This is a genomic window from Pseudomonas fragi, assembly GCF_900105835.1.
Classification (GTDB): Bacteria; Pseudomonadota; Gammaproteobacteria; order Pseudomonadales; family Pseudomonadaceae; genus Aquipseudomonas; species Aquipseudomonas fragi.
On sequence record NZ_LT629783.1, the window covers coordinates 4,047,648 to 4,067,176 of the forward strand.

The following is a 19,529-nucleotide window of genomic DNA, read 5'->3' on the forward strand; positions in this document are numbered from 1 at the left end:
CAGAATTTAAGCGTTTTCGCTACCATTAAAGCACTGAAAACACAGGATTAAAGGCGAATCAAACCATGTCAAAAAGTGACAAAGCAGGCAAAACAGGCTCTTACGTTTTCACCATGCATCGGCTGGGCAAAGTTGTGCCGCCGAAGCGGGAAATCCTGAAAAACATCTCCCTGTCGTTTTTCCCGGGCGCCAAAATCGGCGTGCTGGGCCTCAACGGTTCGGGTAAATCCACCCTGTTGAAAATCATGGCGGGCGTTGACACCGAGTTCGACGGCGAAGCGCGTCCGATGCCAGACCTGAACATCGGCTACCTGCCGCAGGAACCGCAGCTGGATCCAAACAAGACCGTACGCGAAGTGGTGGAAGAAGCCGTGAGCGTGATCAAGGACGCCCAGGCGCGTCTGGATCAGGTTTACGCCGAATACGCCGACCCGGATGCCGACTTCGACAAGCTGGCCGCTGAACAGGCCAAGCTCGAAGCCATTTTGCAAGCTGGCGACGGCCATAACCTTGAGCGCCAGCTGGAAGTCGCCGCCGATGCGCTGCGCCTGCCGGCCTGGGATGCCAAGGTCGAGCACCTGTCGGGTGGCGAGAAGCGCCGTGTGGCCCTGTGCCGCCTGCTGCTGTCGGCCCCGGACATGCTGCTGCTCGACGAACCGACCAACCACCTGGATGCTGATTCGGTGGCCTGGCTGGAGCACTTCCTGCACGACTTCCCGGGTACCGTGGTTGCGATTACGCACGACCGTTACTTCCTGGACAACGTAGCAGGCTGGATCCTGGAACTTGACCGCGGTGCGGGCATTCCTTACGAAGGCAACTACTCGGGCTGGCTGCAAGCCAAGTCCGATCGTCTGGCTGCCGAATCCAAGCAGCAGTCGGCCCATGAAAAGGCCATGAAAGACGAGCTGGAATGGGTGCGTAAAGGCGCCAAGGCGCGTCAGTCCAAGTCCAAGGCCCGTCTGCAGCGTTTCGAAGAACTGCAATCGCAGGAATTCCAGAAGCGCAGCGAAACCAACGAAATCTACATCCCGGCCGGTCCGCGCCTGGGTGACAAGGTGATCGAGTTCAAGAACGTATCCAAGGGTTATGGCGATCGCGTGTTGATCGACAACCTGTCGTTCGCCATGCCTAAAGGCGCCATCGTCGGCGTGATCGGCGGTAACGGTGCCGGTAAGTCGACCCTGTTCCGCATGCTGATGGGCAAGGAACAGCCGGATTCGGGCAGCATCGAAATCGGTGACACTGTGCAACTGGCCTGTGTGGACCAGAGCCGTGACGACCTGGATGGCAGCAAGACCGTATTCCAGGCGATTTCTGACGGTTCCGATGTGATCCGCATCGGTAACTACGAAATCCCGTCGCGTACCTATGTAGGTCGTTTCAACTTCAAGGGTGGCGATCAGCAGAAGTTCGTCAAGGACCTGTCCGGTGGTGAGCGTGGTCGCCTGCACCTGGCACTGACCTTGAAAGAGGGCGCCAACGTGCTGCTGCTCGACGAACCGTCCAACGACCTTGACGTTGAGACCTTGCGTTCGCTTGAAGAAGCCCTGCTGGACTTCCCTGGCGCCGCCATTGTGATCTCTCACGACCGGTGGTTCCTTGACCGCGTCGCGACTCACATCCTGGCGTACGAAGACGACTCGCAGGCGATCTTCTTCGAAGGTAACTACACCGAGTACGAAGCTGACCGTAAAAAGCGCCTCGGCGAAGCGGCTACCCTGCCGCACCGTGTGCGTCACAAAAAACTGGCCCAGTAAGGGCAGTTTGCAAGAAAAGACGGAGCCCCTCGGGGCTCCGTTTTTTTTTAGCAGAGCAATACTGTCCCTGTGGGAGCGGGCTTGCTCGCGATGGCATCACCTCGGTTTGCCTGGAAGGCCGCGGCGACTGAATCGCGAGCAAGCCCGCTCCCACAATGGGATTTTGGCGTTTATAAGTTGGTGCAAAACTGGGTACAAGAAGTATTTTTTTGGTGCGCAAAACCCCGATAAATCGGTGCGATTTATATAAATGCACCATTTAAATTCATAACTGCGACATTTTGCGCTGTCGCGGTGCCACATGAATTGATAAAGTTCCGGTCAATCTCCGTTTAACGACAATAAATTTGCCGAGACTTACCATGATCGAATCCGTCGACCAGTTCCTTGCCCGCCTGAAAAAACGTGACCCGGACCAGCCTGAATTCCATCAGGCAGTGGAAGAAGTTCTGCGCAGTCTGTGGCCATTTCTTGAAGCCAATCCCCATTACCTGACTTCAGGCATTCTTGAGCGCATTTGCGAACCTGAGCGTGCGATCGTGTTCCGCGTTTCCTGGGTGGATGACGAAGGCAAGGTGCGGGTCAACCGCGGCTTCCGTATCCAGATGAACAGCGCCATTGGCCCGTACAAGGGCGGCTTGCGTTTCCATCCGTCGGTGAACCTGGGCGTGCTCAAGTTCCTGGCCTTTGAGCAGACGTTCAAGAACTCCCTGACCTCGCTGCCTATGGGCGGCGGCAAGGGTGGTTCGGACTTCAACCCCAAGGGCAAGAGCGACGCCGAAGTCATGCGTTTCTGCCAGGCCTTTATGAGCGAGCTGTATCGCCATATCGGTTCGGATGTTGATGTGCCAGCAGGCGACATCGGTGTTGGTGCGCGCGAAATCGGCTTTATGTTTGGCCAGTACAAGCGCCTGAGCAACCAGTTCACTTCCGTACTGACCGGCAAGGGCATGAGCTATGGTGGCAGCCTGATCCGCCCTGAAGCCACCGGCTTTGGCTGTGTGTACTTCGCCCAGGAAATGCTCAAGCGCAGCGGCCAGCGTATCGATGGCAAGCGCGTGGCGATTTCCGGTTCGGGTAACGTGGCGCAATATGCGGCGCGCAAGGTCATGGACCTGGGCGGCAAAGTGATCTCGCTGTCGGACTCCGAAGGCACGCTGTACTGCGAAGCCGGTCTGAGCGAGGAGCAGTGGGAAGCACTGATGGAGCTGAAAAACGTCAAGCGCGGCCGTATCAGCGAGTTGGCGGGGCAATTCGGCGTGGAGTTCCTGGCAGGCCAGCACCCGTGGAACCTGGCATGTGATATCGCGCTGCCATGTGCGACCCAGAATGAGCTGGACGCCGAGGCGGCGCGTACATTGCTGAGCAATGGCTGCGTTTGTGTGGCAGAAGGCGCGAACATGCCGACTACCCTGGAAGCGGTCGATGTGTTTATCGAGGCCGGTATTTTGTTCGCACCTGGCAAGGCATCCAACGCCGGTGGCGTGGCGGTCAGCGGGCTGGAAATGTCGCAAAACGCCATGCGCTTGCTGTGGACGGCGGGCGAAGTGGACAGCAAGCTGCACAACATCATGCAGTCGATCCACCATGCCTGCGTACATTACGGCGAAGAAAACGGCCGGATCAACTATGTAAAAGGCGCGAACATTGCCGGTTTCGTCAAAGTCGCCGACGCGATGCTGGCGCAGGGCGTGGTGTAAGCCCCTCCCAACCCCTGTGTGGGAGCGGGCTTGCTCGCGATGCAAGCGACGCGGTGTATCTGTTGCATCACGTCGATCCAATCGCGAGCAAGCCCGCTCCCACAGAGGGGGGGGCTGTCTATTTTGCAAGCGCCTGATGCTCCGTCAGTTCCTGTTCGATAAAGGCCGCGATCATGGCGCGGTACACGCTCTCAGTGACGTCCGGGTTGGCGCCCAGTTCATCGGCCAGGGCCCGTACCTTGCCGATTACCTGTTCAACCCGTTGCGGCGCCCTGACCGCATCGCTGTCTTTCTTGAAACGTGCCGCTTGCGATACGTAAGCCCCGCGCTCGGCGATCAAGCCGACAATCTGGCGATCCAGCCCGTCGATTTTCTCGCGCACTTGCTCAAGGGAATCACAGTTAACAGCCATGTCTTAAAAACTCCTTAGTAGTGATACCACTTCAACTCCAGCATCACCTCGTTGACGGGGGTGGTCAGCTTGCTGAATTCACGCTGTGCGCTCAGGCGCAGACCCAGATTGCGCGAAACTTCCCATTGCTGATTCAGGCTCAGGCTACGACGGATTTCACCGTTGGTGAAGTAGTCGCCCTTGGCTTCCAGGCTCAGGTTGCCCACCGGGTTACGCCACAGTAGCCCCGTATCAAAGCCGGCTGCAGGGGCCACAAACGCCGCGAAGTCGTTGTTGTGCTCGATGCGCACCGTCCCGAGCGCAAAACCGAGCAGGTTGTCCGCCAATTGCCAGGTACCACCTGCACCGCCGTTGACATGGCTGACCAGGTTTTCGTCGCCGTGTTTGCCCAGCACCCGCTCCAGCCCGCCGCCCACTTGCCATGACCAGGGTTGCAGCAGGTCATTGCGCGGCGTCAGGGAGCGGATATTGGCCAGGTCCAGTTGCTGCACTTGCCACTGGTTGCCTTCGTACTGGCGCAGCTTGAGTTGCAGGATTTCAATCTGCGCGCCCAGGGGGAAGCCCGGGCCGTTGTCGTTGAGGTCGTGGTAGGCCATGCGCAAGCCGTATTCGGCAAATGCCTTGTCGTCACGGCTACCGGCACCCAGTTGCCAGGTGCGCGACTCATGGCCGTTTTCGGGCAGCTCGGGTTTTTCCACCTGCAATTCGGGCGCCGGGTTCTGGTTGATCGCCCGCAACAGTTCAAAGCTGCGCTGTGAGCGCGCGGGGTCACGCTCAAGGCCATTGGCCCGGTAACGCTCAAGCCGGTAGGCGGCGTCGATAATCAGTGCCTGGCGCGCTTTGGGCAGCGCCTTGAATGTCGGGTTTTGCAACTGGGCCTGATCGGCGCTGACCTGCAATACCCATTGCTGTTCTTCGGGGTCGAGGGCTTTGGCCCGGTCCAGCAATTCACGTTCACGGGACGGGCGGTATTCGATGCTTTCCACCAGCCCGGCTTCCTTGACTGCTTTTACCGTGTCGGTAGGGATTGCGGTCAATGGAAACTGCGTGGTCAGTTGCAGGCCGGGGCGGGCCACTTGCAACAGCTCCAGCAGGCGATAGGAGCAGTTTTCGTCGAAGAAGAAATAGTCGAACTGGATCTGCTTGAGTTCCCACACATGCTCAACCATGCGCTGGGTTTCTTCGGGTGTCAGATTGAGCCGGTATTCCCACAGGTCGCGGTTTTCCAGGCTGCGGTATTCCGAGAGTTTTTCCTGGTAGGGCACCAGCGCGAACAGGCCCGGATAGCCACCGGCCAAGCCCTTCCAGGCATACAGGATGCTGTTGTCGGAACCCTCGATATAGGCGCCGAAGTTGATCGCATAGCTGAGCAGGGCGGTCTTGTTGTGTTGCACGTCGGCCTGGTCGATGCGTAGCAGGGTATGGCCGAACATGGAGGACGGGCTGTTGAGGTAGGCCGCCGGAAAAATCATCACCGTACTGTGTGGTGCAACGTCCTTGAACCACTGCGTGAACTCTGCGCACTCGGCCTTGGGCAGATCGTTCAGGTTCAGTTGGGCCTTGAGCCAGCGGGTGCGGGCCGGGTAGACGCATTGCGGGTGCTTGTCGCCCAGGCTCAAGGGCGCATACAACGCCTCGACGGTAGCGCGCAGTTCGGCATCGGGGTGATGGGCGCCGTCGGGGGCGAGAAAGAATTTGTCGTCGCTGACATAGCTTCGCCAGCCGCTCAGCTTGCCGGCTTCGTAATGCCCCAGTGAGATCCAGAACGGGTCGTTGGCCAACTGCTGCACACGTTGATCGTCGATATGGGGTGCGGCATACAGCGGGGCGCAGGCACAGAGCGCCAGGTAGGCAAGGCGTTTGAGCATGTTCGGCAACTGTTGTCAGACGAAGGGAAGTGAAGCAGGAGAATACCCGCTCCGGGAGGAGCGGGCAGGTCTCATTGACTTACGCCGCGGTGGCGTACTTGGCCAGGCGTGCATCGCCCTTGAGGATGGCCAGGGTGTTGGAGTGAACGTCTTCAGCCGTGACATCGGCCTTGCTGAAGATCTGCTGGAAGTGCTCGTGGGTGACGGCGGCGAAGTGCTCGCGGTCTTCAGGGGCGACGCCCAGGACCACCGCGTAAGTGGTCAGTGCTTCGCCATTGCCTTTGGCCATGTCTTCGGACAGCTCGTTCATCATGCCATTCATGGCAATCCACGATTTGCCGCCGTAGGTCAGGGCGTCCTTGGTGGTACAGCCGTTGGTGCCGGAGGTCATGCCGAAGGTGGCGTTGCCGGACGTGCCGTTGGTGGTGGATGCCAGGAAGTGGGCAGGGGTGCCACGCTGGCCCTCGAACAACATGTTGCCCCAACCGCAGTTCGGGCCGCCCGGTGCCTGGGCCATGGCATTGAGGGAAACAACTGTAAAGAGAGTACCAAGAAGAATCCGTTTCATAAGCTGTGTTCTCTATAGGTGTGCAACCAATGGACAAGGGTTTCTGGCCCTGAAGCGCCAGTACGGGCCAGTTATGCCTTCCAGCCGCGTAACAGCTTGGAGTCTAGGCACGATCGGCAGGTTCCGTGATTTTTTGTAAAACAATCTCTGCCGGAACACATTTCACCCCCGTAAACACTGGGGGGCGAGTTTTCCCGTGTTGTACGCCTTGCCAGTGATGTACAGCCAGCGCCAGAATGCTGCCATCTGCCCCGCCCGATGTAAGGAAGCCCGATGCCTGATTCTGTTGCCACCAGCTTGCGTCTAGCGCCTGATGCGCTAACCCGTCCTTTTTCTGCTGAACAGTTCAGCTTCTCGAACACCAATGATCTGGAACCTTTCCGCGGCATTCTCGGCCAGGAACGTGCGGTCGAAGCCTTGCAGTTCGGCGTGGCCATGCCTCGCCCGGGTTACAACGTATTTGTCATGGGCGAGCCGGGTACGGGTCGCTTCTCGTTCGTCAAACGCTACCTCAAGGCCGAGGGCAAGCGCCTGAAGTCGCCGAGCGACTGGGTCTACGTCAACAACTTTGACGAACCCCGCGAGCCCCGAGCCCTGGAATTGCCTTCCAGTAGCGCGGGCGCTTTTATTGGCGATATCAACCATTTGATCGACAACCTGCTGGCAACCTTCCCGGCCGTGTTCGAACACCCGACTTATCAACAGCGCAAAAGCGCGATCGATCGCGGTTTCAATCAGCGTTATGACCGCGCCCTGGATGTGATCGAGCGCCTGGCCCTGGAAAAAGGCGTGGCGTTGTATCGCGACAGCAGCAACGTGGCCTTCACGCCGATGAGCGATGGCAAGGCGCTGGACGAAGCCGAATTCTCGCAATTGCCTGAAGCCGATCGCGAACGCTTCCACGAGGATATTTCCGAACTGGAAGAGCGACTGAACGAAGAGCTGGCCAGCCTGCCGCAGTGGAAGCGCGAGTCGAACAACCAGCTGCGCCAGTTGAATGAAGAAACCATTACCCTGGCCCTGCAGCCATTGCTGTCGCCGCTGTCGCAGAAGTACGCCGAAAATGCTGCGGTGTGCGGCTATCTGCAGGCGATGCAGGTGTACCTGCTGAAAACCGTGGTCGAGCAACTGGTCGACGACAGCAAGACCGACGCCCAGGCGCGCAAGCTGCTCGATGAGCAGTACCTGCCGAGCCTGGTGGTGGGCCAGCCGCTCAGTGGCGGCGCACCGGTGGTGTTCGAGCCGCACCCGACCTACGACAACCTGTTTGGCCGTATCGAATACAGCACTGACCAGGGCGCGCTGTACACCACCTATCGCCAGCTGCGCCCCGGCGCCTTGCACCGTGCCAATGGCGGCTTTCTGATTCTTGAAGCCGAGAAAATGCTCAGCGAGCCATTTGTCTGGGATGCCCTCAAACGCGCCCTGCAATCGCGCAAGCTGAAAATGGAATCGCCGCTGGGCGAGATGGGCCGCCTGGCCACCGTGACCCTTAACCCGCAGGTTATCCCGCTGCAGGTCAAGGTCATCATCATCGGTGCGCGCCAGCTGTATTACACGTTGCAGGACCTGGATCCGGACTTCCAGGAGATGTTCCGCGTACTGGTGGATTTCGACGAAGATATCCCGATGGTCGACGAGAGCCTGGAGCAGTTCGCCCAATTGCTCACCACCCGCACCTCGGAAGAGGGCATGGCGCCATTGACCGCCGGGGCCGTGGCACGCCTGGCCACCTACAGCGCGCGCCTGGCCGAGCATCAGGGACGTTTGTCGGCGCGTATTGGCGATCTGTTCCAATTGGTCAGCGAGGCGGACTTCATCCGTCACCTGGCGAGCGACGAGATGACCGACGCGGGCCATATCGAGCGTGCCCTCAAGGCCAAGGCCACCCGCACCGGGCGTGTGTCGGCGCGCATCCTCGATGACATGCTGGCGGGGATCATCCTGATCGACACCGATGGCGCGGCCGTGGGCAAGTGCAACGGCCTGACCGTGCTCGAAGTCGGCGACTCGGCGTTTGGCGTGCCTGCACGAATTTCCGCCACGGTGTACCCGGGTGGCAGCGGCATTGTCGATATCGAACGCGAGGTTAATCTGGGCCAGCCGATTCACTCCAAGGGGGTGATGATCCTGACCGGGTACCTGGGCAGCCGTTACGCCCAGGAGTTCCCGCTGGCGATTTCGGCCAGTATCGCGCTGGAACAATCCTACGGTTATGTGGATGGCGACAGTGCGTCGTTGGGTGAGGCTTGTACGCTGATCTCGGCACTGTCCAAAACACCGCTCAAGCAGTGTTTTGCCATTACCGGTTCGATCAACCAGTTCGGCGAAGTGCAGGCGGTGGGCGGGGTTAACGAGAAGATCGAAGGCTTCTTCCGCCTTTGCGAAGCGCGTGGGCTGACAGGCGAGCAGGGTGCGATTATCCCGCAGGCCAACGTAGCGACCTTGATGCTCGACGAGAAGGTTCTGCAGGCAGTGCGCGAGGGCAAGTTCCATGTGTACGCGGTACGCCAGGCCGATGAGGCTTTGAGCCTGCTGGTGGGCGAGCCTGCCGGTGAACCGGATGCCGAGGGCCAGTTCCCTGAAGGCAGCGTTAACGCCCGAGTGGTCGAGCGGTTGCGGGTGATTGCTGAAATGATCAACGACGACGACCTCAAGGAAGCCGAAAAGGAGTTGTTGGCGGAAGCCCTGGCCGCAAAAAAACCGGCCTGATCCCTTAAAGCGAAACCTGTGGGAGCGGCAAGCGCGCGGATTGTGTGAGCTGGCTTGCCTGCGATGCAGGCAGGCACAGTCTGTCATGGCCCTCGCGGCGTTGGCATCGCGGGCAAGCCCGCTCCCACAGTTTTGCGATGCCAATCGACAAAGCCGTTGGTCATTGGCGACTTTTCATACTCAGAATTTCTTCTATTCTGATGGCATGGACACAACTGTCGTCACTGGATCGATGCAGCCCGTAGTCTGCGGCTGAAGACAGGCTCTACCGAGGGTCGCCGTCATGTCGCGCAACCTTTGCCTTACTCGCCAATGCTTGGGCCTGGTGACCCGTATTGAATGCAGCATTCGACCGCTGGCAGGCAATAACGGGATGTGGACGCTGCTCTTCGCCGCTGGCCTGGCAGGCGAACAACCCTCCACGATCAAGGCGCAGGGCCCTTTCCCCGGGCCGTTCGTGGCCGAAACCATTCTTGAATCCATCGTTGAAAGCCTGACCCTGCATGGCTATCAACTGGCTGACGATCCGCAAATCTGGTGCCTGCATGTGCAGGCCCAGCTGCGTCAGATCAATGGCGGGCGTTGTCAGGCCTTGCGCTAGGCAGTGTTTTAGCGTGGTGTGCTGGCTTCCGGGGCCTTGTCGAGTTTGACTTCAAACCCGTACTCGACAGGGTTGAGCGCGGTGCGGGCATAGCTTTCCAGTTGGGTCGGCTGACCATAAAAGTAATGCACGTCGAACACCGGCGGGCCATCGGGCTCGGTGCTGTGGCTGACGGCAGTCACTTCCTTCAGATAATTCCCCGTATCGTCCTTGGCAAAAAAGCGCCAGGCCTCGGCCGGGAACACGTTTTGATCAACGATCAGGGCATTGCCCTTGAGCTCAAGGCCTTTGGGCAGGTGGGCGATATCCAGCACCTGTTTGTCGATATCCGCGATAAACAGCGGGATTGAGCCAACCGCATAGGCCGGAGTTTCGGGAAACAGGTTCAGGTCGTAGGTGATAACGCCTGCGTGCGGGTCCACATCGAAGGCTTCGGCAGGCAATTCCAGCGGCTCGCTGCGATTGCCCTTGTCGTCTTCGGCAAAGAAGGTGACCGGCGCGTCAGACTTGTCCGGGAGCGCACCGAGCATTTCGCTGTTGAACGTAGCCGGGTGGCTGAACTCCAGGGACGCGGCGCTGGCATCTTCCACTGACTGGCTGATCACTACGCTCTTTTCCAGTTGCTCGGGTGCCAGCGTGGCGTCTTTTAGCGCGTTGGCGGCCTGATCGTCATACACCACGACGTTGAGCGCCAGGGGCTGGATCTCTTTACCCACCACGTTTTTGTCCAGCATGCGCACCGGCAGGTCGAGGGCCTTGCGGGTGACGATAGCGCTTGAGAAATCGAGCACATTGATATCGACATTGGCCACCGTGCCGTTGAAGAACACCTTGCTGTAGTGGTGCGGGTGCAGCTGGTCGAAGGCCTTCTGCTCGTTATCCAGTTGCTGCTCGAACGCGTCACTCCAGGCGGTTTGCTTGAGCATCTCGGCCAGTTGTTGCTGATAAAACGCCAGTTGCTCGGCATTTTCGTTGATCGATCCCGAACGTGTAAGGAACTGCCCGCTTGCGTCGCGGGCCTGGATGATCAGCGGATTGAGCGGGGTGTCGCGCACTTGCTCGGCCAGGGGAGCGCTGTTGACGATGTCCACCTCTGCAAAGTTCTTGCCCAGTGCCAGCAGGGTGACGCTGATTGTGCCGTCGGTCCGGGTTTTACCCACGTCCTTGGCCGTGAGGTTGAAGTTGACCACTTTGCCAGGCGCGATGACTTCGACCTTGCCCTGTAGGGTCATGGGCTGGGGCTGTTGGGTATTGGCGGTTTCAACCCCGTCGATATAGGGGTAAGTGACAGTCAGGTCGTCGGGGTTGCTCAGGTTGGCGCTGGAGGGGCTTAGCTGGATACCCGGGTCGCTTTCGGACCACTCCGGCTGGAAGGGCACCACTTGTTTGTTGCTCAGGGTCACCGACTGCCATTCCAGGGCATGGGGGAACGGGAACTCGGCTGCACTGTTGAGCGGAAACGGGAATACCGGTTCCAGGTCCGTCAGGTAATCGGAGCTTGAGGCCTTGCGCAGTACAAACAAGCCGTTGATATAGGTATCGGTAAGCGCCTGGCTGCTGGGGTAGTGCTTGAGCAATGCCAGGTCATCGGCGCCGTATTCGGTCTCGATCGGCTTGTCCTGCAGTTTGAGGCGCGCACGTTCGAGCAACAGCAGGGACCCGCCGAGGTCGGCCACAGCATCTTTGAGTTGCTGATCCTTGATGCCGTCCAGGCTCTGTTCGAACGCTGCACTGCGCTGCTCCAGGCTGGCCTGCTGGTGTTCGTCGTCAGGAGAACAGCCGCCGACCGCGAGCAATGCCATCGAGAACCCAAAACAAGCCAAGGGGAATCGCAGATCCATGGTTCGGTTTTCCTGTCCGTAAACAATGCTGAGGGTGTGGACACTAGCAGAAAATGTTTTTACAGGCTGTTTCCAGCCCTTTAACACGGTGCTTTTCTCACTGATATACTCGCGCCCATTTTGTTACGTCCTGTGAGATTCAATGGAACGCTTTATCGAAAATGCAATGTACGCCTCGCGCTGGATTTTGGCGCCAATTTACTTCGGGCTTTCGCTGGGCCTGCTGGCTTTGGCGTTGAAGTTCTTCCAGGAAGTGTTTCATGTAATCCCCAACGTGTTTGCGCTAACTGAGTCGGATTTGATCCTGGTCATCCTGTCGCTGATCGACATGGCGCTGGTGGGCGGTTTGCTGGTGATGGTGATGATTTCCGGCTACGAGAACTTTGTCTCGCAACTGGATATCGACGAGCACAAGGAGAAGCTCAGCTGGCTGGGCACGATGGACTCCACCTCGTTGAAAATGAAAGTCGCGGCATCGATCGTGGCGATCTCATCGATCCATCTGCTGCGGGTATTTATGGATGCACGCAATATCGAGACCGAGTACCTGATGTGGTATGTGATCATTCACATGACCTTTGTGGTTTCGGCGTTTGCGATGGGCTACCTGGATAAATTGACCAAACACTAAGGGCTGCCCGCAGGTTGCGCGCCAACCCGGGCTGCGAAGGCTTTGGGGGCTGTGGTAGTCTGCTGGCCCTTTTTTGGTTCGGGGTGTTCGCCAGCCGCGGCTAGCGCGGTTTTTCCGGGCACCCCCCACAGCGGAGCAGTGTTATGTCCGAAGTAAATCTGTCGACCGACGAAACTCGCGTCAGCTACGGCATTGGCCGTCAGCTGGGTGACCAGCTGCGCGACAACCCGCCACCTGGCATCAGCCTGGACGCCATCCTGGCTGGCCTGACTGACGCTTACGCGGGCAAGGAAAGCCGTGTAGGTCAGGAAGAAATGTCGGCAAGCTTCAAGGTGATCCGCGAGATCATGCAAGCTGAAGCAGCTGCCAAGGCAGAAGCTGCAGCAGGCGAAGGCAAGGCTTTCCTGGCTGAAAACGCCAAGAAAGACGGCATCACCACCCTGGCTTCCGGCTTGCAATTCGAAGTTGTGACTGCCGGTGAAGGCGCCAAGCCATCGCGTGAAGACACCGTGCGTGTTCACTACCACGGTACCCTGATCGACGGCACTGTATTTGACAGCTCCTACGATCGTGGTCAGCCAGCTGAATTCCCGGTTGGCGGCGTGATCGCCGGCTGGACTGAAGCCCTGCAACTGATGAACGCCGGCAGCAAATGGCGCATCTATGTGCCGAGCGAACTGGCTTACGGCGCCCAAGGCGTTGGCAGCATTGCTCCGCACAGCGTGCTGGTATTCGACGTTGAGCTGCTGGACGTTCTGTAAGAACCCCAGGGTTTGACGTTGGCTGCGGGTTTGCTGGCAAACCCGCAGCTACATCGGCGCCGTCATATTTGTAGCTTGGCGTGGTGCGGGTGAGTGTCAGTTGTACCGCACGGGCGCAATGCCCGGGCATAGCAGAACAGGAACAGATTGCGTACCAGTTCCTTGAGCACTACCGGCTCGCTTGAGTTGAGCCCGGTGAAATCCAGGTCGCCCTGATCCTGCAGCTCGTTGAGTGCTTCTTCTTCCAGTACCGCACAGACTTCCCCGGTTTCCCGATGCAGGATTCGCAGGTATGGGTGTGGACGGTCCAGCCAGGCATCAATTAAATAAGTCATGGTCGTCATCTCCTTGATGAATACCAATGAGAATAATTCTTATTCAATTAATAGCAAGTGCCTATTGGCGGATTTCTGATCTTTCTGCGTTAGAACTGCTGCGGATCAAAGTGGCTGGCTTTTTGATATTGCTTGGCGGGGAGGGTGAAGCACCTTCCTGCGCAGGGCGCAGAAAGGCATGCAGCAGAATCAGACTTTACGCACGAACTCGGACTTGAGCTTCATCGGGCCGATGCCGTCGATCTTGCAGTCGATATCGTGGTCGCCGTCGCACAGGCGGATGTTCTTGACCTTGGTGCCCACTTTGACCACCAGGGAAGTCCCCTTGATTTTCAGGTCCTTGATCACGGTGATGGTGTCACCGTCGGTCAGCACAGTGCCTGCGGAGTCCTTGTAGACTTTTTCATCGCTGGCTTCTTCAGCTACGCCATTGGCGGACCACTCATGGGCGCATTCCGGGCAGATCAGCTGGGCGCCGTCTTCGTAGGTGTATTCGGAATTGCATTTTGGGCAGGGTGGCAACGTGCTCACTAAAGCTCCTTAAGAATCAGGCTGGCTAAAAGGCGCGCATTATATAGGGTTTTAGTGCGGGGCGGGGGATAGCAGGGCAGATTGAACGTGTGGGAGCGGGCTTGCCCGCGATGCAGGCGCCGCGGTGCATGTGTTGCACCGCAGCGATCCAGTCGCGAGCAAGCCCGCTCCCACAGGTAGTCAGTGTGTACGTGCTACCGCAAATTCGCTCAATTCGACCAGCGCATCGCGGTATTCGCTTGGCGGCAGGGCTTCGAGGCATACAATCGCACGGGCCACATAGTCGCGGGCCAGTTGTGCGGTGTATTCCAGTGAGCCGGAGGCCTCGACAGCCGCGCGGATGCTTTCCAGGTCTTCGATGCCGCCTTTCTGGATGGCCTTGCGCACCAGGGCTGCCTGTTCAGGCGTGCCTTCGCGCATGGTGTAGATCAGCGGCAGGGTCGGCTTGCCTTCGGCCAGATCGTCACCGACGTTCTTGCCCAGGGTTTCAGCATCGCCGCGGTAGTCGAGCAGGTCGTCCACCAGCTGGAACGCCACCCCCAGGTGATCGCCGAAGGTGCGCAGGGCTTCGCTCTGCTCGGGCGTGGCGCCTGCCAGCGCCGCAGCACTGTGGGTCGAAGCCTCGAACAGCATCGCGGTTTTGCCGCGGATGACTTCCATGTAGGTTTCTTCGGTGGTGCTGGCGTCGCGCACCTTGGACAGCTGCAACACTTCGCCTTCAGCAATGATGCGGGTGGCTTGCGACAGGATTTTCATCACTGGCATCGAGCCAAGCTCAACCATCATCTCGAAGGAGCGCGAGTACAGGAAGTCGCCGACCAATACGCTGGGGGCATTGCCCCAGGTGGCGTTGGCGGTCTTGCGGCCACGGCGCATGCCCGACATGTCGACCACGTCGTCGTGCAGCAGGGTCGCGGTATGCAGGAACTCGATGGTTGCGGCCAGCAGGCGCAAGTCGTCGCCTTCGCGACCCAGGGCCTTGCCACACAGCAACACTAATAAAGGACGCAGGCGCTTACCGCCGGCCGAAGTAATGTAGTCGCCGATTTTTGAGACCAGCGGTACGCGTGAAGTCAGCTGCTTCTTGATGATGCCATCGACGGCGCTAAAATCGTCCGCCACCGCGCGGTAGAAAGCTTGGGGTTGCATCAGCGACAGGTGCTCCAGAAGGGTTGCGCGGCATGCTAGGTCGGGGGGCTGGGCCTGTCAAGGCGGATGGACGGCCCCTTGCAAGCCTGACTTGGCTTGCGTACAATCGCGCACCCTGAACTTCCTGGGCAGCACCTGCCTTACGCAATTGCATCTGGGCCGTTCCAGCCCCATGCAGCCATGCCAGCCAATACCTTTACCTATAAAGCGCTGGGTGAGCAGGATTATCGGAGAAATACCATGTCGTACGCAGTAATCGTTACTGGTGGCAAGCAATACAAAGTAGCTCCAGGTGAATACCTGAAGATCGAAAAACTGGAAATCGCTACCGGCGAATCCGTAACTTTTGATCGCGTTCTGTTGGTCGCCAATGGCGACGACGTTAACATCGGCGCTCCAGTTGTACCTGGCGCCACTGTTGTGGCTGAAGTGATCTCCCAAGGTCGTCACGATAAAGTCCGCATCATCAAGTTCCGTCGTCGTAAGCACCACATGAAGCGTATGGGCCACCGCCAGTGGTACACCGAGATCAAAATCACCGGTATTCAGGCTTAATTTCAGCCTAATTCCTCACTAGGAGAATTGACTCATGGCACACAAAAAAGCTGGTGGTAGTACCCGTAACGGTCGCGACTCAGAAGCCAAACGCCTTGGCGTGAAGATGTATGGCGGCCAGGCTATCATTCCGGGCAACATCATCGTGCGTCAGCGCGGCACCCAATTCCACGCTGGCTACGGCGTTGGTATGGGCAAAGATCACACCCTGTTCGCGAAAGTGGAAGGCGTGATCAAGTTCCAGGTTAAAGGCGCCTTCGGTCGTCGCTATGTAAGCATCGTTCCGAAGACTGCAGTCGTCGCGGCGTAATAGCTTGGTAGCTGGAAGAGCCCTGTCTTGCGACGGGGCTTTTTCGTTTGTGGGGTGAGTCTCTTGCAAAACTGTTTGTATGGGCTGCTGGCGCTGGATTTAACGGTCGTTGATTGAGGTCGCTGCGCTCATTTTTGCAAGAGTCTTATGTCTTGGTTTTTAACGGCTCGTCCTAATGACGAGAGGCGCGTTTTGATATGAAGTTTGTTGATGAAGTATCGATCAAAGTAAAAGCAGGCGACGGTGGTAACGGTTGCATGAGTTTCCGTCGTGAGAAATTCATCGAGAACGGTGGCCCAAACGGTGGTGATGGTGGTGATGGCGGCTCGATCTACATGATCGCCGACGAAAACCTCAACACCCTGGTTGACTACCGTTATACCCGTCACTTCGATGCCCAGCGTGGCTCGAACGGCGGCAGTACGGATTGCACCGGTCGCAAGGGTGAAGACCTGGAGCTGCGTGTTCCGGTCGGTACCACGGTGATCGACGCTGGCACCCAGGAAATCATCGGTGACCTGACCAAGGCCGGCCAGCGTTTGCTGGTGGTGCATGGTGGCTGGCACGGGCTGGGCAACACCCGTTTCAAATCCAGTACCAACCGTGCGCCACGCCAGACCACGCCGGGCAAGCCGGGTGAGCAGCGTGACCTGAAACTGGAATTGAAGGTGCTGGCTGACGTTGGCCTGCTGGGCTTGCCGAACGCTGGTAAAAGTACCTTTATCCGTTCGGTGTCTGCAGCCAAGCCGAAAGTGGCGGACTATCCGTTTACTACCCTGGTGCCAAACCTGGGTGTGGTCAGCGTGGATCGCTGGAAGAGCTTTGTGATCGCCGATATTCCTGGCTTGATCGAAGGGGCTTCCGATGGCGCGGGCCTGGGCATTCGCTTCCTCAAGCACCTGGCGCGTACCCGCCTGTTGTTGCATCTCGTCGACATGGCGCCGGTGGAAGGTACTGAAAGTGCTGCTGATACCGCTGAAGTCATCGTTAACGAGCTGACCAAGTTCAGCCCTTCGCTGGCTGAGCGTGATCGCTGGCTGGTGCTGAACAAGTGCGATTCGCTGCCTGAAGACGAGCACGATGCTCGCGTCAAGGAAGTGGTTGATCGTCTTGAGTGGACCGGTCCGGTGTATGTGATCTCGGCGATTGCCAAGATCGGTACCGACAAGCTCTGCCATGACATCATGCGTTATCTGGAGGATCGTGCTGATCGTCTGGCTGCTGACCCTGCTTACAAGCAAGAGTTGGCCGAGCTGGATCAGCGCATCGAAGATGAAGCCCGTGCGCAGTTGCAGGCCCTGGATGACAAGCGTGCCCTGCGCCGCAGCGGCGTGAAGAGCGTCCATGACATCGGTGAAGATGACTGGGACGAAGAAGATGTAGATGATGAAGATGGTCCGGAAATCATTTACGTCCGCGACTGATTCGTTGCAGTAAACTACAGCGCCGCTCAATGAGCGGCGTTTTAGCATCTACGAATTGGTAATCATAAATAATTCCATGGCAGCGCTCGGTCGCGCTGCTCTCAGGCATAGGTTGGATGAAGATGCGGAGCAAGGTGACGGGTGCGCAGCGCTGGGTTGTCAAGATCGGCAGCGCGTTGCTGACAGCGGATGGCAAAGGCCTGGATCGCGCAGCGATGGGCGTTTGGGTGGAGCAGATGGTGGCGTTGCACGAGGCTGGCGTTGAGCTGGTGCTGGTGTCTTCGGGTGCTGTGGCGGCCGGCATGAGCCGTTTGGGCTGGACGGTGCGACCGAGTGCCATGCACGAGCTGCAAGCGGCTGCGGCCATTGGCCAGATGGGCCTGGTGCAGGCCTGGGAGTCGAGCTTTGCCGAGCACTCCCGGCATACCGCGCAAATTCTGCTGACCCATGACGACCTGTCTGATCGCAAGCGTTACCTCAATGCCCGCAGCACGTTGCGTGCGCTGGTGGAGCTGGGTGTGATCCCGGTCATTAACGAAAATGACACGGTGGTCACCGACGAAATCCGTTTTGGTGACAACGATACGCTGGCAGCACTGGTGGCCAATCTGGTCGAGGCTGATCTGCTGGTGATCCTGACCGATCGCGACGGCATGTTTGACGCTGATCCGCGTATTAACCCTGATGCCAAGATGATCTACGAGGCTCGTGCCGATGACCCGGCGCTGGACGCTGTGGCGGGCGGTACCGGTGGCGCGCTGGGGCGTGGTGGCATGCAGACCAAGCTGCGTGCGGCGCGGCTGGCGGCACGTTCCGGGGCGCACACGATCATCGTGGGTGGGCGTCTGGAGCGGGTGCTGGATCGTCTGAAGGCGGGCGAGCGCCTGGGCACCTTGCTGTCCCCTGAGCGTGGTCTGTTGGCTGCACGCAAACAGTGGCTGGCCGGGCATTTGCAAACCCGTGGCACGCTGGTGCTGGATGAGGGGGCTGTAGCGGCTTTGTCCAAGGGCAATAAGAGCCTGCTGCCGGTTGGGGTCAAGGCGGTGCAGGGCGGTTTCCGTCGTGGCGAGATGGTGGTGTGTGTGGCGCCGGACGGGCGGGAAATTGCCCGTGGCCTGGCCAACTACAGTGCTGCTGAAGCGCAAAAAATCATCGGGCAGCCGTCGGATGCGATTGTCGCTGTGCTGGGGTATATGGCGGAGCCTGAATTGGTGCACCGCGATAACCTGATTCTGGTTTGATTTTGAGGTGTGATATGCGCTTGATTGGCGGTTTGTTGGGGTTGATGCTGGCAATGCCGTTGCTGGCGTCGGCTGAAGAGATTGGTTCGGTATCGACGGTTTTCAAATTTGTCGGGCCCAATGACCGCATTGTGGTCGAAGCATTTGATGATCCGAAGGTGGACGGTGTGACTTGCTACCTGTCCCGCGCCAAGACGGGCGGTATGAAGGGTGGTCTGGGGTTGGCCGAGGATCGTGCCGAGGCGTCGATTGCGTGCCGTCAGACCGGGCCGATCAGCTTCAAGGGCGACCTGAAGGATGGTGATGAGGTGTTCAAGGAGCGCACTTCGCTGGTGTTCAAGACCATGCAGGTGGTGCGTTTTCTCGATAAAAAGCGCAATACGCTGGTGTATCTGGTGTACAGCGACCGCTTGATCGAAGGCAGTCCGCAGAATGCCGTAACGGCAATCCCGATTTTGCCGTGGCCACACGAGTAACGTTGTTCAAGAAAAGCCGCGCTTGTCGCGGCTTTTTTTTGCCGATTTTTATTCCGGATCTGTAGCAGCTGCCGAAGGAGCGAGGCTGCGTTCGGCGGCGAAGCTGTCGTAAAGCCGGGTTTTGCTGTGTGTCAGACAAGCTTGGGTTTGAATATTTGCGGTCGCTGCGCAACCGAACGCAGCCTCGTTCCTTCGGCAGCTGCTACAAGGGTGTCGCTTAAATCGCAGGCAATAAAAAACCGACCCTAAGGTCGGTTTTTTAACAAGCTTGTCGCTTAAGCGGCAGTCGCAAGGTTCAACGCCTTGACGTGGCCATTCAGGCGGCTCTTATGGCGAGCAGCTTTGTTCTTGTGGATGATGCCTTTATCGGCCATACGGTCGATAACAGGTACAGCCAGAACATAAGCAGCTTGCGCTTTAGCAGCGTCTTTTGCGTCGATGGCTTTAACTACATTCTTGATGTAGGTACGAACCATGGAACGCAGGCTGGCGTTGTGGCTGCGACGCTTCTCAGCCTGTTTTGCACGTTTTTTGGCGGAAGGTGTGTTGGCCACCGTCGAGCTCCTCGAAAGACTTTTGGGAAATAACAAACAAAATAGGCCGCGAATCATGCCGATGACGAGAACTCTTGTCAAGGGCGTTTGATGCGATCCG

General features: G+C 58.4%; 19 protein-coding genes. 11 read left to right on the forward strand and 8 right to left on the reverse strand.

The genetic code is table 11. The features are described from left to right. The first annotated feature begins 65 nt into the window (after positions 1 to 65). A complete protein-coding gene (gene ettA / locus BLU25_RS18610; RefSeq protein ID WP_016779405.1) occupies positions 66 to 1,760 on the forward strand; it encodes an energy-dependent translational throttle protein EttA in 1,695 nt (564 codons plus the stop codon). 362 nt (positions 1,761 to 2,122) lie between these two features. Then, positions 2,123 to 3,460 (forward strand): NADP-specific glutamate dehydrogenase, encoded by a 1,338-nt coding sequence (gene gdhA, locus BLU25_RS18615; RefSeq protein WP_016779406.1) that lies wholly within the window; start codon positions 2,123 to 2,125, stop codon positions 3,458 to 3,460. Between the two features lie 118 nt (positions 3,461 to 3,578). Here gdhA and BLU25_RS18620 read toward each other — a convergent pair whose 3' ends face one another. From BLU25_RS18620 to BLU25_RS18630, 3 genes are all read right to left on the reverse strand, one after another. Next, positions 3,579 to 3,872: a chorismate mutase gene (locus tag BLU25_RS18620; RefSeq protein ID WP_016779407.1), complete on the reverse strand. Its 294-nt coding sequence runs from the start codon at positions 3,870 to 3,872 to the stop codon at positions 3,579 to 3,581. Between the two features lie 14 nt (positions 3,873 to 3,886). Further along, positions 3,887 to 5,740, reverse strand: a complete 1,854-nt coding sequence (locus BLU25_RS18625) for an Lnb N-terminal periplasmic domain-containing protein (protein WP_016779408.1) — start codon at positions 5,738 to 5,740, stop codon at positions 3,887 to 3,889. A gap of 79 nt (positions 5,741 to 5,819) precedes the next feature. Beyond that, a complete protein-coding gene (locus tag BLU25_RS18630; RefSeq protein ID WP_029611228.1) occupies positions 5,820 to 6,308 on the reverse strand; it encodes a DUF3015 domain-containing protein in 489 nt (162 codons plus the stop codon). A 273-nt stretch (positions 6,309 to 6,581) separates the two neighbouring features. On the opposite strand from BLU25_RS18630, the gene BLU25_RS18635 reads away from it, so the two are divergent. Beyond that, positions 6,582 to 9,020 carry a Lon protease family protein gene (locus BLU25_RS18635; RefSeq protein ID WP_083369769.1) on the forward strand — a complete coding sequence of 813 codons (2,439 nt, stop codon included), beginning with the start codon at positions 6,582 to 6,584 and terminating at the stop codon, positions 9,018 to 9,020. A 283-nt stretch (positions 9,021 to 9,303) separates the two neighbouring features. Continuing rightward, positions 9,304 to 9,621 (forward strand): PA4575 family protein, encoded by a 318-nt coding sequence (locus BLU25_RS18640; RefSeq protein ID WP_016779410.1) that lies wholly within the window; start codon positions 9,304 to 9,306, stop codon positions 9,619 to 9,621. Between the two features lie 8 nt (positions 9,622 to 9,629). Here the strand turns inward: BLU25_RS18640 and BLU25_RS18645 are convergent, their stop codons facing one another. Continuing rightward, entirely contained in the window at positions 9,630 to 11,462 is a 1,833-nt protein-coding gene (locus BLU25_RS18645) for a hypothetical protein (protein ID WP_016779411.1), read from the reverse strand. A 142-nt stretch (positions 11,463 to 11,604) separates the two neighbouring features. On the opposite strand from BLU25_RS18645, the gene BLU25_RS18650 reads away from it, so the two are divergent. After that, the gene (locus tag BLU25_RS18650; RefSeq protein WP_016779412.1) at positions 11,605 to 12,093 is read left to right on the forward strand and encodes a TIGR00645 family protein; all 489 of its coding nucleotides are present in this window, start codon (positions 11,605 to 11,607) and stop codon (positions 12,091 to 12,093) included. 143 nt (positions 12,094 to 12,236) lie between these two features. Continuing rightward, complete coding sequence (locus BLU25_RS18655; RefSeq protein ID WP_016779413.1) at positions 12,237 to 12,854, forward strand: FKBP-type peptidyl-prolyl cis-trans isomerase; 618 nt, start codon at positions 12,237 to 12,239, stop codon at positions 12,852 to 12,854. 62 nt (positions 12,855 to 12,916) lie between these two features. Here BLU25_RS18655 and BLU25_RS18660 read toward each other — a convergent pair whose 3' ends face one another. From BLU25_RS18660 to BLU25_RS18670, 3 genes are all read right to left on the reverse strand, one after another. Beyond that, positions 12,917 to 13,189 carry a PA4570 family protein gene (locus BLU25_RS18660; RefSeq protein WP_083369770.1) on the reverse strand — a complete coding sequence of 91 codons (273 nt, stop codon included), beginning with the start codon at positions 13,187 to 13,189 and terminating at the stop codon, positions 12,917 to 12,919. 189 nt (positions 13,190 to 13,378) lie between these two features. Next, complete coding sequence (locus tag BLU25_RS18665) at positions 13,379 to 13,720, reverse strand: zinc ribbon domain-containing protein YjdM (RefSeq protein WP_016779415.1); 342 nt, start codon at positions 13,718 to 13,720, stop codon at positions 13,379 to 13,381. A 180-nt stretch (positions 13,721 to 13,900) separates the two neighbouring features. Then, positions 13,901 to 14,869 carry a polyprenyl synthetase family protein gene (locus tag BLU25_RS18670; RefSeq protein ID WP_016779416.1) on the reverse strand — a complete coding sequence of 323 codons (969 nt, stop codon included), beginning with the start codon at positions 14,867 to 14,869 and terminating at the stop codon, positions 13,901 to 13,903. A 240-nt stretch (positions 14,870 to 15,109) separates the two neighbouring features. Here BLU25_RS18670 and rplU point away from each other — a divergent pair, with 240 nt between their 5' ends. The 5 genes from rplU to BLU25_RS18695 all read left to right on the forward strand — a co-directional run bounded on the left by rplU (position 15,110) and on the right by BLU25_RS18695 (position 18,875). Beyond that, positions 15,110 to 15,424 (forward strand): 50S ribosomal protein L21, encoded by a 315-nt coding sequence (gene rplU, locus BLU25_RS18675; RefSeq protein ID WP_007901869.1) that lies wholly within the window; start codon positions 15,110 to 15,112, stop codon positions 15,422 to 15,424. A gap of 34 nt (positions 15,425 to 15,458) precedes the next feature. Then, entirely contained in the window at positions 15,459 to 15,734 is a 276-nt protein-coding gene (gene rpmA, locus BLU25_RS18680) for a 50S ribosomal protein L27 (RefSeq protein ID WP_003443913.1), read from the forward strand. A 197-nt stretch (positions 15,735 to 15,931) separates the two neighbouring features. Further along, positions 15,932 to 17,158 carry an Obg family GTPase CgtA gene (gene cgtA, locus BLU25_RS18685; RefSeq protein WP_016779417.1) on the forward strand — a complete coding sequence of 409 codons (1,227 nt, stop codon included), beginning with the start codon at positions 15,932 to 15,934 and terminating at the stop codon, positions 17,156 to 17,158. Positions 17,159 to 17,280: 122 nt separating this feature from the next. Next, a complete protein-coding gene (proB, locus tag BLU25_RS18690; RefSeq protein ID WP_029611229.1) occupies positions 17,281 to 18,399 on the forward strand; it encodes a glutamate 5-kinase in 1,119 nt (372 codons plus the stop codon). Between the two features lie 14 nt (positions 18,400 to 18,413). After that, complete coding sequence (locus BLU25_RS18695; protein WP_016779419.1) at positions 18,414 to 18,875, forward strand: CreA family protein; 462 nt, start codon at positions 18,414 to 18,416, stop codon at positions 18,873 to 18,875. A gap of 275 nt (positions 18,876 to 19,150) precedes the next feature. Here BLU25_RS18695 and rpsT read toward each other — a convergent pair whose 3' ends face one another. Then, entirely contained in the window at positions 19,151 to 19,429 is a 279-nt protein-coding gene (rpsT, locus tag BLU25_RS18700; protein WP_003443902.1) for a 30S ribosomal protein S20, read from the reverse strand. Positions 19,430 to 19,529: the final 100 nt, after the last annotated feature.

Bases quoted from the DNA above. Each gene is read 5' to 3' on its own strand.
- ettA (WP_016779405.1), top strand. From the start codon at position 66: ATGTCAAAAAGTGACAAAGCAGGCAAAACAGGCTCTTACGTTTTCACC.
- gdhA (WP_016779406.1), top strand. From the start codon at position 2,123: ATGATCGAATCCGTCGACCAGTTCCTTGCCCGCCTGAAAAAACGTGAC.
- BLU25_RS18620 (WP_016779407.1), bottom strand. From the start codon at position 3,872: ATGGCTGTTAACTGTGATTCCCTTGAGCAAGTGCGCGAGAAAATCGAC.
- BLU25_RS18625 (WP_016779408.1), bottom strand. From the start codon at position 5,740: ATGCTCAAACGCCTTGCCTACCTGGCGCTCTGTGCCTGCGCCCCGCTG.
- BLU25_RS18630 (WP_029611228.1), bottom strand. From the start codon at position 6,308: ATGAAACGGATTCTTCTTGGTACTCTCTTTACAGTTGTTTCCCTCAAT.
- BLU25_RS18635 (WP_083369769.1), top strand. From the start codon at position 6,582: ATGCCTGATTCTGTTGCCACCAGCTTGCGTCTAGCGCCTGATGCGCTA.
- BLU25_RS18640 (WP_016779410.1), top strand. From the start codon at position 9,304: ATGTCGCGCAACCTTTGCCTTACTCGCCAATGCTTGGGCCTGGTGACC.
- BLU25_RS18645 (WP_016779411.1), bottom strand. From the start codon at position 11,462: ATGGATCTGCGATTCCCCTTGGCTTGTTTTGGGTTCTCGATGGCATTG.
- BLU25_RS18650 (WP_016779412.1), top strand. From the start codon at position 11,605: ATGGAACGCTTTATCGAAAATGCAATGTACGCCTCGCGCTGGATTTTG.
- BLU25_RS18655 (WP_016779413.1), top strand. From the start codon at position 12,237: ATGTCCGAAGTAAATCTGTCGACCGACGAAACTCGCGTCAGCTACGGC.
- BLU25_RS18660 (WP_083369770.1), bottom strand. From the start codon at position 13,189: ATGACTTATTTAATTGATGCCTGGCTGGACCGTCCACACCCATACCTG.
- BLU25_RS18670 (WP_016779416.1), bottom strand. From the start codon at position 14,869: ATGCAACCCCAAGCTTTCTACCGCGCGGTGGCGGACGATTTTAGCGCC.
- rplU (WP_007901869.1), top strand. From the start codon at position 15,110: ATGTCGTACGCAGTAATCGTTACTGGTGGCAAGCAATACAAAGTAGCT.
- rpmA (WP_003443913.1), top strand. From the start codon at position 15,459: ATGGCACACAAAAAAGCTGGTGGTAGTACCCGTAACGGTCGCGACTCA.
- cgtA (WP_016779417.1), top strand. From the start codon at position 15,932: ATGAAGTTTGTTGATGAAGTATCGATCAAAGTAAAAGCAGGCGACGGT.
- proB (WP_029611229.1), top strand. From the start codon at position 17,281: ATGCGGAGCAAGGTGACGGGTGCGCAGCGCTGGGTTGTCAAGATCGGC.
- BLU25_RS18695 (WP_016779419.1), top strand. From the start codon at position 18,414: ATGCGCTTGATTGGCGGTTTGTTGGGGTTGATGCTGGCAATGCCGTTG.